Origin of the sequence: Nitrosomonas sp., from assembly GCF_043753625.1 — a bacterium.
Classification (GTDB): Bacteria; Pseudomonadota; Gammaproteobacteria; order Burkholderiales; family Nitrosomonadaceae; genus Nitrosomonas.
Genome location: NZ_JAYUWI010000109.1, coordinates 1 through 10,998, shown reverse-complemented (window position 1 = coordinate 10,998; position 10,998 = coordinate 1). Strand labels below are relative to the sequence as shown.

At 44.3% G+C, this 10,998-nt stretch carries 8 protein-coding genes; 7 read left to right on the top strand and 1 reads right to left on the bottom strand.

The features are described 5' to 3' along the window. Positions 1 to 210 precede the first annotated feature (210 nt). Positions 211 to 2,526, bottom strand: a complete 2,316-nt coding sequence (locus tag ACH10T_RS09310; protein ID WP_394809011.1) for a penicillin acylase family protein — start codon at positions 2,524 to 2,526, stop codon at positions 211 to 213. A 293-nt stretch (positions 2,527 to 2,819) separates the two neighbouring features. Between ACH10T_RS09310 and flhB the strand changes: the two genes are divergently transcribed. Genes flhB through motD form a run of 7 tightly spaced genes read left to right on the top strand, consistent with a single transcriptional unit; the run spans position 2,820 to position 10,639 of the window. After that, positions 2,820 to 3,962, top strand: coding sequence for a flagellar biosynthesis protein FlhB (flhB, locus tag ACH10T_RS09305; protein ID WP_394809010.1), 1,143 nt, complete (start codon positions 2,820 to 2,822; stop codon positions 3,960 to 3,962). 55 nt (positions 3,963 to 4,017) lie between these two features. Further along, a complete protein-coding gene (gene flhA / locus ACH10T_RS09300; protein ID WP_394809009.1) occupies positions 4,018 to 6,099 on the top strand; it encodes a flagellar biosynthesis protein FlhA in 2,082 nt (693 codons plus the stop codon). Further along, on the top strand, positions 6,096 to 7,385 hold the full coding sequence (gene flhF / locus ACH10T_RS09295) for a flagellar biosynthesis protein FlhF (RefSeq protein WP_394809008.1): 1,290 nt from the start codon (positions 6,096 to 6,098) through the stop codon (positions 7,383 to 7,385). Before flhA ends, flhF begins: the two co-directional genes overlap by 4 nt. Then, positions 7,378 to 8,274, top strand: a complete 897-nt coding sequence (locus ACH10T_RS09290; RefSeq protein WP_394809007.1) for a MinD/ParA family protein — start codon at positions 7,378 to 7,380, stop codon at positions 8,272 to 8,274. The genes flhF and ACH10T_RS09290 overlap by 8 nt, the downstream gene beginning before the upstream one ends. Positions 8,275 to 8,280: 6 nt before the next feature. Continuing rightward, positions 8,281 to 8,997: an RNA polymerase sigma factor FliA gene (locus ACH10T_RS09285; RefSeq protein WP_394809006.1), complete on the top strand. Its 717-nt coding sequence runs from the start codon at positions 8,281 to 8,283 to the stop codon at positions 8,995 to 8,997. A gap of 60 nt (positions 8,998 to 9,057) precedes the next feature. Further along, the gene (locus ACH10T_RS09280; RefSeq protein ID WP_394809012.1) at positions 9,058 to 9,798 is read left to right on the top strand and encodes a flagellar motor protein; all 741 of its coding nucleotides are present in this window, start codon (positions 9,058 to 9,060) and stop codon (positions 9,796 to 9,798) included. 46 nt (positions 9,799 to 9,844) lie between these two features. Continuing rightward, the gene (motD, locus tag ACH10T_RS09275; RefSeq protein WP_394809005.1) at positions 9,845 to 10,639 is read left to right on the top strand and encodes a flagellar motor protein MotD; all 795 of its coding nucleotides are present in this window, start codon (positions 9,845 to 9,847) and stop codon (positions 10,637 to 10,639) included. The last annotated feature ends 359 nt before the right edge of the window (positions 10,640 to 10,998 follow it).

Genomic DNA, 10,998 nt, shown 5'->3' with positions numbered 1-10,998 from the left:
ATGTTCTCATAAAATTATTTTGAACAATACCTTTTCCAGGAGAAAGTACACTTTTTTCCCCTTCCTGCAATATTACTGTCGCTATTTCTAACAAATCGTTTTGGAAGCTTGTGTAGCTGAAATGTCTGGTATCGTATCGCTTAGGCACAAAGCTAAATGCCCGTTCTACCATTTTATTACGCCTGTTTCCCGAATCAGGAAGCAACTTAGTTATGAATCCGTTGGAACAAATCTCATCTGCTTCTCAGGCTTTCCGGGAAGAAAAGGCGTAGGTTTTCCGTTCACCCAATTTGCATGCCCACTGCCATAATAGGGAGAAAGCGGGTGCCCGCTTTGCCCACCCGGCATATCCAGATAGCCTTGTTCTTCTTTACCGGGGGCGACTACCGAACGTTGTGAAGCGCCAAAATCAGGCGTTTGGACACGTGGCATATTGTGATCGCCGGGTAGTGGATCTCTCGGCATATCAAGCCATCTTGCAATCCATTCGGGAAGTTTCTGACTGAATGGGTGCCGGATATGTGCTGCATTCACTTCACCCCAGTTCCGTTCAGTAATGCCGCCATCCTGTTGCATTTGCGCTGCGATTCTCTGGGCAGAAAGGTAGAGTAGATCGTCCCAGTTTTTATAGGTTGCTGGAAGCAGATGCTGGGGTTGTTGTTCGATCAATTGCCATACAATCAATTCTGCCTGACTGAGTCTAGGCAATTTAAATGTAGCATCATTTTGTCTGACCTGAGCGGCAAGCCCATCCAGGATAGTATTCATAACTTCATAGCGATACGCGCGTGTTGCCCGATAGGCAATAGAACTTGAGGAGGCATGTCCGTCCCAATCATTTAATGATTTTTTCATATCAGAAACCCATGGCAGAGCGTTGTCAGCCGAATCCAATGTTGCGATCAGCAATTGATACCACTTCGATAATAATAGTGCGCGATGGTCCAACTGGATTGCTAGTAGGTCTTCAACAGTGAATTGCTCGCGCGCAAATAAACTGTCGCGAATTTGCGTTGCCCTCGCGCCCAGATCGTAACCGCCGTTGCCTAGAATTTCTAGTTGATTGCCGGAAACGGTGCGCGAATTGGCTGACCATAGCCGATGCGAAGCTGGATTAGCAATCAATGGGTATTGCTCTGAATCCAACCAGCCGCTCCAGCCAGTATTAGGGTTAGTCCAGTCTGCAGGTATCTGTGGGTCATAGTTGCCGGATCGCGCAGGAATGCGCCCGGCAAGCGTCCAACTGATATTGCCACTGCGATCGCCGACAATAAAATTTTGTACCGGGATGCCGGCTAGTTGAGCAATTTTTACCGCTTGCTCGGCGGTATTTACTTGCTCCAGTTCAATTAATTTAAGATTAATTGCTTCGGGCTTAAGTGCCGTCCAGACAAGTGCCAATGGGGTTTTATCATGATCTTTTGCCATGATTGGCCCCCATTCTGTTTCAGAAATATTGAGTATTTCGGCCGGAGCATTACGGACATAAATTATCTCTTGAATCATATTGATTGGCTTCCAGCCTGCTGAACCAAGATAGCGTGTTTTATCGTTTCCATCGAAATTTATCCGCACCCAATCGGCAAAATCACCATGACTGTTGGTGAAACTCCAGGCGATATGGCGGTTTGAGCCGATAATAATGGATGGCACACCTGGTAGGCTGATGCCGGTAATGTCATGAAGCTGGCCTGGAGATGCTTCGGAGGGATAAATAAGGCGAGATCGGAACCATAAATTAGGTACACGTAATGTCAAATGCATATCGTTGGCTACCATGGCAGATCCACCGGTTAATGTGCCGGAAACCGCAAAACTGTTACTGCCTGGTGTCTGCTCGGTACTTATATGATCATCCTTGAATAAATGCTCATCCAAATTTTGCAGATTAATATCCTCTACTGACGGGAGTTCCGGCAATATAAAAGGCTCATCGATGAGTGGCGCATCCCAATTCCCTGCATGCATTGTCAGAAACTGATAAACCGGATCGGATAATGCTGCGCGCATGCTGGATAGCTTCAACTCACGATAAATATTTGACTCATTTAAGGTGAAGAACATGGCATATATCACCAGAATGCTGTCTTCATTGCGCCATGCAACCGGTTGAGTTCGTGTCAGTAAATAAGGAAATGGGCGTACGGTTAGTGTAGACATACCTTTATTAACACCAAGCTGGTACGCATCGAGTAATTGACGTTGTTCCGCAGGAAGTTGATTCAATACTGCTGCTGCGCGTGCACGCATGCGAAATTGACGTGCCTTGCGATCATGTATGAGTGCAGTGGTACCAAATAATTCAGACAGTTCACCCGCAGCCTGCCTGCGCATTAGATCCATTTCAAAGAATCGTTCTTGGGCATGAATATAGCCCATCGCCATCGTCAGATCCAATCTATTTTCACCCGTTATGGTGACACTGCCCAGCGCATCTCTGTCGACAAATACAGGAGCGGATAAGCCAGGCAGAACTGTTTTGCCGTCATATTGCGGCAAACTGCCTCGCAGTAATAATGCTGCCATAAGAACTAATAAACAAGTAATTAGCAGGCTTGTTATCAGAAAGTAACGAGTAAAACGTAAAGTAATATGCATAGCCGCAAGAAAGTAATTGAGGAATTGTTAATCCGCAATCAAGGGTATGTTCTGGAAAAAAGTCTCAATCGATGTGTTTATCCATTAACCCATTGATAGTTCATAAAATATAATACTGTTACTGTTGCTTCAGCAATAAAGGGGACGATTACTTCTTTATTCCTTATATTGAATTCTGGTATTCGCAATGATAATTCATTTGTAGAATTTTGGAGTTTGTCATGGCTGAAGACAGTGATTTAGAAAAGACCGAAGAGGCCACGCCGAAGCGCTTGGAAAAAGCGCGAGAGGAAGGTCAGGTTGCACGTTCTCTGGAACTTACCACATTTTCCGTATTGCTGGTAGCTGCTGCCGGGCTATTGTTCATGGGCGCTGACATGATAGATAAGCTCATGAGGATTATGAAAGTAGGGATGCAAATGGAACGTGATTTGGCGTTTCAAACGGATCTCATGCTTAATCGTTTGTATGAGCTTGCTTTTGAAGGTCTGATATCGATAGCACCCATGCTATTTTTACTTCTGGTGGTGGCATTTTTCGCTCCGATGTTATTGAGCGGTTGGATGTTTAGCACCAAGGCACTTATGCCTAAATTTGATCGTATTAATCCCTTTAAAGGCTTGGCCCGAATTTTTTCCGTGAACAGCTTGATCGAGCTGGTGAAAGCTATCCTCAAAACAGTTGTGATTGGCGGTGTTGCAGCACTGGTCATTTGGCACAACAAAGAGGCTGTAATGGCACTGTTGACCGTGCCGGTCCATTTAGGCATCAGCCGCACTGGTGATTTTCTGGCGATGAGTTTTCTATTGATCGTTGGCGCCATGATGCTGGTTGTCGTGATCGATGTGCCATACAAAATCTGGGAGCATGCGAAACAACAACGGATGACTAAGGAAGACGTTCGAAAAGAAAATAAAGACAGTGAAGGTGATCCGTTTGTTAAAGCCCGTATTCGTGGTTTACAACGTGAAGCTGCACGCCGTCGCATGATGTCTGAGATACCTAAAGCGGATGTGATAGTGACTAATCCGACGCATTATGCCGTAGCGCTTCGTTATCAGAGTAACAGCATGAGGGCACCTAAAGTAGTTGCCAAAGGCGTGCATTTACTGGCTGCACGAATTCGTGAAGTAGCCGAAGCGCATCGCATACCTATTCTCGAAGCACCACCGCTTGCACGGGCTTTGTATCATCACGCGGAATTGGAAAGTGAAATACCGGAAAAACTCTACACTGCGGTCGCTGAAATATTGGCCTATGTCTTTCAGTTAAGACGTTATAACGAATATGGTGGAGCGGCGCCAAAACCACCGGTTGATGTTCCTGTACCTGCTGAACTGGATTCGGCACAGCAGGTGGTTTAAAAGATTTAAGTGTAGTTTTTGAGCATATTTATTATAGGTTTTTATCACACATACTATGAATAGCGCAGCCGCATTGTCAGCCTTAACAGATACTAATAATCTCAAAACTCTTGCCGGTCCGATATTGATTATTATGATTCTGGCTATGATGGTGCTGCCATTGCCACCATTCATACTGGATTTTCTATTTACCTTCAATATTGCAATATCCATCATCGTGCTCATGGTGAGTCTTTACACCAAGAATCCGCTTGATTTTGCAGTTTTCCCTACAATACTCCTGATCACAACCTTATTGAGGCTATCACTCAATATTGCTTCAACCCGGGTGGTGTTGCTGGAAGGGCATACGGGGCCTGATGCAGCCGGCAAAGTAATCGAAGCTTTCGGGCATTTTTTGGTTGGAGGAAATTATACCGTTGGAATAATTGTTTTTATTATTCTGGTCATTATCAATTTCGTTGTGATTACCAAAGGTGCTGGACGTATTGCCGAAGTCAGCGCGCGCTTTACACTTGATGCGATGCCGGGTAAGCAAATGGCTATTGACGCTGATTTGAATGCAGGATTGATTGGCGAAGATGAGGCTCGCAAGCGTCGATCTGATATTTCTCAAGAAGCTGATTTTTACGGATCGATGGATGGTGCCAGTAAGTTTGTGCGGGGTGATGCCATCGCGGGTATATTGATTATGCTCATTACCATTATCGGTGGATTGCTTGTCGGTGTACTGCAGCATGATTTGGAATTAGGTGCAGCAGCTAAGCAATATACGATGTTGACCATTGGTGATGGTTTGGTTGGACAAATTCCTGCGCTGATTATTTCAACAGCAGCTGGTTTGGTTGTGAGTCGTGTGACCACCGATGAAGATCTGGGTGAGCAAGTCCTAAGTCAATTATTTAATCAGCCACAAGTATTAGTGATAACGGCTTGCATTATGGGCATCATGGGATTGGTGCCCGGCATGCCGAATTTTGTATTCTTGCTCATTGCTTCTATTTTAGGGACGATCGCTTATTTAAAGATAAAAGAAACAGTTGCTCCAACCGTCGAATCGATTGCTCCAGAAATACCTTCCATAGAGAAAGCAGATGCGAGCTGGAATGATGTGACACCCATTGATACGCTGGGTTTAGAAGTCGGTTATCGATTGATTCCTCTGGTAGACAAAGCACAGCAGGGGGATTTGTTAAAAAGAATAAATGGCATACGTAGAAAATTCGCACAAGAAATTGGCTTCTTGCCACCGGTGATACACATCCGGGATAACCTAGAGCTGCGGCCAAATGCCTATCGCATCACACTAAAGGGTTCGGTAATCGGTCAGGGGGAATCTTATTCCGGTATGTATTTGGCGATCAATCCGGGACGCGTCACGATGCAGTTACCTGGCACAGTGACCAGTGATCCGGCATTTGGACTTCCCGCTGTATGGATTGAAGCTACTTTGCGTGAGCAGGCGCAAGTCAATGGTTACACCGTTGTTGATGCCAGCACTGTCGTAACTACGCATATCAACCATTTGATTCATTCACATGCTGCCGAATTATTGGGCAGACAGGAGTTACAAAAACTCCTTGATCATCTCAGTGTGCAATTTCCGAAGCTTATTGAAGATCTGGTTCCGAAATTGTTGCCGCTATCGACAGTACAGAAAGTCTTGCACAATTTATTGGAAGAGAGTGTACATATCCGGGATATGCGTACCATCATCGATGTGCTGACCGAGCATGCAGCACAAACACAAGATGCGATCGAATTAACCGCGATTATCAGGGCGGCTTTAGGTCGTGCAATTGTGGATCAGTTTTTTCCTGCAGGTGCAGAGGTGCAAGTGATGGGCTTACATCACGAATTGGAAAATATACTTATCCAGGTGATGCAGTCCGGCGGTGCTCAAGGCACAGGGATTGAGCCCGGGCTTGCCGACACATTGTTAAAAGAAGCCCGTAGCGCAGCACTGCAACAAGAAAAACTTGGATTACCGATTGTATTACTGGTGCCAGGTGCTATTCGTTTCCTACTGGCGAAATTTTTACGCCGCGCACTACCGCAACTAAGAGTGCTTTCTCATTCAGAAATTCCGGATTCACGAAAAATCAAACTCACTTCCATTGTTGGGGGTAACAAATGAAAGTAAAACGCTATATCGCTTCCACATCACGAGAAGCATTACGTCAAGTTAAAGAAGAGCTTGGAGTTGATGCCGTCATTTTATCGAACAGAAAGACCAGGGATGGTGTTGAAATCATGGCGCTGGCGGATTCTGAAATGTCAGACCTGATGCATACCCAGACGCCAGCAACTTTGCCATCGCATGATAGTACTCACTACGGGAAAAATAAAGTGCCGAGTGGGGCTGAATCCTATTCAACATTACTGTCTTTAGCGAGTGATTCAGTAAATACCCAAAAAGCAGCGAATGATGCGGTATCCGCATCATTCGCCCGCGATATTATTGCTGAGATACAGGCGATGAAAAATACACTGGAAGATCAGCTGGCTTCTGTTGCATGGGGAAACTTTACGCAGCGTAGGCCAGAAAAAGTAAAACTGTTACGTACCTTGCTGGATACGGGGTTTAGCCCGCTACTATCGCGTCGATTAGTCGACAGGTTACCCGTAGATCTTGATTATGAACAAAGCCTAAAGCAGGCAATGTCTGCACTGGCTTTTAATCTGCGCACAGTTGCCAATGATGACATCATTGAAAAAGGTGGTGTTTATGCATTGATCGGCCCCACTGGTGTTGGCAAGACCACGACCACAGCAAAACTGGCAGCGCGTTGTGTAATCCGGCATGGCGCAGACAAAGTCGCATTGCTGACTACCGATAGTTATCGTATTGGCGGCCATGAACAGCTCAGAATCTATGGGCAATTATTGGGTATTCCTGTTCGTAATATCAAAGATACCGAAGATTTGCAGTTAACCCTGTCGGAGCTGAAAAACAAACATATGGTGTTGATCGATACGGTGGGCATGAGTCAGCGTGATCAACTGGTTGCGGAGCAGATTGCGATGCTGAGTAATTGTGGCGCAGATGTAAAACGCATGCTCATTTTGAGCGCTGCATCGAATGGAAAAACTCTGGATGAGGTGATTTCTGCCCACCAGAAGAACGGTATTTACGGCTGCATAGTTACAAAAATCGATGAAGCTGCCAGTTTAGGTGTGGTTTTGGATGTCGTTATACGCAGAAAATTACCGTTGCATTATGTCGCAAACGGACAAAAGGTCCCGGAAGATATTCACGCCGCTAATCCGCGTTATCTGTTGCATCGTATTTTTAAATCGATCCCGGACGAATCCGCTTTTACTTTACGGGATGCCGAGTTTGCTTTAATTATGGCAACTAAGAATGGTGGAGTGCCATCACAATCAGAAGAAAAATCATTGGCAGAATTTACCTATGACTAGATTGATTTTACACGATCAAGCGGCAGGGTTACGTAATCTGACATTATTTCAGGCGCCCGATTCAGCCCGTGTTTTCACAATTGCAGGCGGAGCAGCACGGATCGGAAAAACCAGTGTTGTGGTGAATCTTGCTACCGCATTAGCGCAAAATGGTCAACGTGTGTTATTGATTGATGAGAATCCTTGCCATAACAGTATTTGTACGAATTTAGGCTTGCAGGCACGCTTTGATTTACTTCACGTGATCCATAAAGATAAAAGGCTGGATCAAGTGCTTTTACAAGGCCCGGAAAATATCATCATATTATCAGCCATGCGCGGCATTCATGCATTAAACAAGCTGAATCCACTTGAGCAGGATTGGCTCGTCAAGAGTTTTGCGGAGCTTACCGAGTCTGTTGATATTGTGCTGATTGATACCGCAATGACGGGTACAACCCATGTCCTACCTTTAAGTCTAGCTTCAGAACAAGTCATGATCGTGATTTCTGGCTCAGCCGCATCCCTTACGGGAGCGTATGTGCTGATTAAAATTATGAGCCAGGAGTTTAGCAAACAGCATTTCCTTATTCTTGTGAATAAAGTTGATTCAGAGACAGAATCACTGTCCATTTACCAGAATCTATACAAAGTAGCGCGTCAATATCTTTCTGTAACACTGGAATATATTGGCTATATCCAAAGTGATGAAAAATTACGTAACTCAACGCAACTATGCAGGCCGGTGATTGAAGCATTCCCGGCTTCGCAAGCAGCGCTATGTTTTAAACATCTGGCTCGGAATGTTTTGCGCTCCTCATGCCCGGATAAATATAACGGGGGAATCGATAATTTCATGCAGCGATTGATTCGGACAAGCCATCTTAGCATGGCAAATTTTATGGTGTAATTAACTATGTATACTGCGAGTGGAACTAAAGCAATTGATAAAGAACAGTTTGTAACTGAATTTACACCATTGGTAAAACGCATCGCCTATCACATGATGACTCGATTGCCAGCGAGTGTGCAGGTCGATGATCTTATTCAAGCGGGAATGATTGGTTTGCTTGATGCAATCAATCGCTATGAAGGTTCATATGGTCGACAATTTGAGAGTTATGCGGCGCAGCGCATACGTGGTTCCATCTTGGATGAACTGCGCGAAGCGGATTGGTTGCCGCGCAGCATACGTAAGAAAATGCGGCGTATTGAAGCTGCTGTTAATTTGTTAGAGCAACGCCAAGGTTGTGCACCCAGTGAACAAGATCTGGCGAAGGAGTTGGATATGTCTCTTGATGAATACCATGAGACTTTGCAAAATGCACGGGGTGCTCAATTAATTTATTACGAAGATTTTCAGCAGGATGATGAAGAGCCATTTTTGGATCGATTATTCATCGATTCTGAAGGCGATCCGTTAAATGTACTACTGGATGAGAATTTCCGGAATCAGCTGATTACAGCTATTGATAATCTTCCTCCCCGGGAAAAACAGGTAATGGGGATGCATTACGAACAAGAAATGAATTTAAGAGAGATCGGTGAAGTGCTTGGTGTGAGTGAATCCCGGGTTTGTCAGCTGCATACGCAAGCTGTCGCACGTTTGCGCAGCCGATTAAGAAATCTTTGAGGTGTCATGCAAATTATCCAGTATCAATAAATGGATTCTGTGATGAATAAAAAATCAAAGATGGATTTAAATAGTGTTATCGGGATTCTGTTGGCTTTTGTTGCAATTATTGGCGGGCAAATCCTCGAAGGCGGTCATGTTGGCTCCTTGCTGCAAGTCGCGGCTTTTTTGATTGTTATGGGTGGTACGGTTGGAGCGGTTTTGCTACAGAGCCCGGTAAAAGTTTTTCTCAATGGCGTCAGAATGAGTGCATGGGTATTTTTTCCGCCAATCAATTCCCCGCAAACTTTAATTAAACAGATTATCAATTGGGCTCATATATCACGCAAAGAAGGATTGCTGGCACTTGAAACGCATGTGCCGATTGTAAAAGATCCTTTGACAAAGAAAGGGCTGCAGCTACTTGCTGATGGAAGTACTCCGGAGAAATTACGTGAAGTTATGGAAATTGATATATTGGCGCTAGAGGCGCACCAACGTCAATCTGCCCGGATCTGGGAAGCGGCTGGCGGTTATGCGCCGACGATCGGCATATTAGGTGCTGTGCTGGGTTTGATTCATGTCATGGAGAACTTATCGGATCCGGAACTTTTAGGGAATGGTATTGCGGTTGCCTTTGTTGCAACCATATACGGTGTTGGATTAGCTAATCTGATTTTCTTGCCAATAGCAAATAAGTTAAAAAGTATTATTAATGAACACGTGGTCATGCAAGAAATACTGGTTGATGGGTTTGTTGCTATCGCCAATGGTGAGAATCCCCGGTTAATAGAAAATCGCTTGAAAGGTTATTTTGTTTAAATTGAGCATGCGGTATCCGATTATTAAATGATTTTTTGAATAATCCATGTTAAAGAAAAGAAAGCAAAAGCATGAGGAACACGCGGATAATCATGAGCGCTGGCTTGTTTCATATGCTGATTTCATTACGCTATTATTTGCTTTTTTCATTGTAATGTACGCAGTTTCATCAGTTAACGAGGGTAAGTATCGTGTTTTAAGCTCTTCATTGGTTAGCGCGTTTAAGAACGATAACCCATCCAGTCTTGCACCTTCTCATTCAACAGAATTTTCCCCTATTAGTATCCAGCAATCAAATGAGTCTGATTCAATCAAACTAATTGATAATTTAAGTTTTCAAAAAGCAAAGAAGCAAGAAAAAATGAAAAGTATGGCGAAAAATATTCTCCATGCATTAGAGCCCTTAGTAAAGGATGGGCAGGTACGAGTAACACAAAGCTCTTTAGGGATTACTGTTGAAATCAATGCCAGCGTTCTTTTTTCTCCAGGGCAAGCTAAGCTTGCAGACAATTCAAGCCTGACATTACAAGCAGTGGCTCAAGTTATCAAGGGACACGAGCATGAGATTCATGTCGAAGGGCATACGGATAATTTACCCATCCAGACAGAAAATTTTCCATCAAACTGGGAGTTATCTTCAGCACGTGCAAGTAGTGTGATCAGGCTATTCATAGAAAATGGCGTTGAGGCGCATCGTCTTACAGCAATAGGCTATGGCGAAAATAGGGCCATAGAGACTAATGAAACACCTGAAGGTAGAAAAAGAAATCGCCGAGTAACGGTTATGATTCTGTCGCCGGATCCTGATAAAATAACTGAAATCCCAATTGTTGAGTATTAGAAATAAATTCAAGAGAACTCTGCACAGCCAGAATCAGTTTTAGATGCGATTAGTGACATAATAATGTTTATAATCATATTATTGAGATAATTTATATAAGTTTCTCGGAGTTTGATGTCACCTGCCGCACTCGTAAAGGAAACTTCCTCAATCAAATTGATCAACTAATCGATTGGGCACCGATAGAAAAAGCAATCGCCCCGCATATGCCCCTGTATCAGATGCCGCAGGCCCCCGTCCGACTATCCGGGATTACCGAGCTTCCCCCGAGAAATAGTCTTCCAAGGGTGACGTACAATTAACGTTACATTTGTGAGGAAGACGATGAAGAAGATACCGAAGCAGGAATACACGACCGA

What these genes read in the sequence shown, in the direction of transcription:
- ACH10T_RS09310 (WP_394809011.1), bottom strand. Translation starts at nt 2,526, where the DNA reads ATGGCAGCATTATTACTGCGAGGCAGTTTGCCGCAATATGACGGCAAA.
- flhB (WP_394809010.1), top strand. Translation starts at nt 2,820, where the DNA reads ATGGCTGAAGACAGTGATTTAGAAAAGACCGAAGAGGCCACGCCGAAG.
- flhA (WP_394809009.1), top strand. Translation starts at nt 4,018, where the DNA reads ATGAATAGCGCAGCCGCATTGTCAGCCTTAACAGATACTAATAATCTC.
- flhF (WP_394809008.1), top strand. Translation starts at nt 6,096, where the DNA reads ATGAAAGTAAAACGCTATATCGCTTCCACATCACGAGAAGCATTACGT.
- ACH10T_RS09290 (WP_394809007.1), top strand. Translation starts at nt 7,378, where the DNA reads ATGACTAGATTGATTTTACACGATCAAGCGGCAGGGTTACGTAATCTG.
- ACH10T_RS09285 (WP_394809006.1), top strand. Translation starts at nt 8,281, where the DNA reads ATGTATACTGCGAGTGGAACTAAAGCAATTGATAAAGAACAGTTTGTA.
- ACH10T_RS09280 (WP_394809012.1), top strand. Translation starts at nt 9,058, where the DNA reads ATGGATTTAAATAGTGTTATCGGGATTCTGTTGGCTTTTGTTGCAATT.
- motD (WP_394809005.1), top strand. Translation starts at nt 9,845, where the DNA reads ATGTTAAAGAAAAGAAAGCAAAAGCATGAGGAACACGCGGATAATCAT.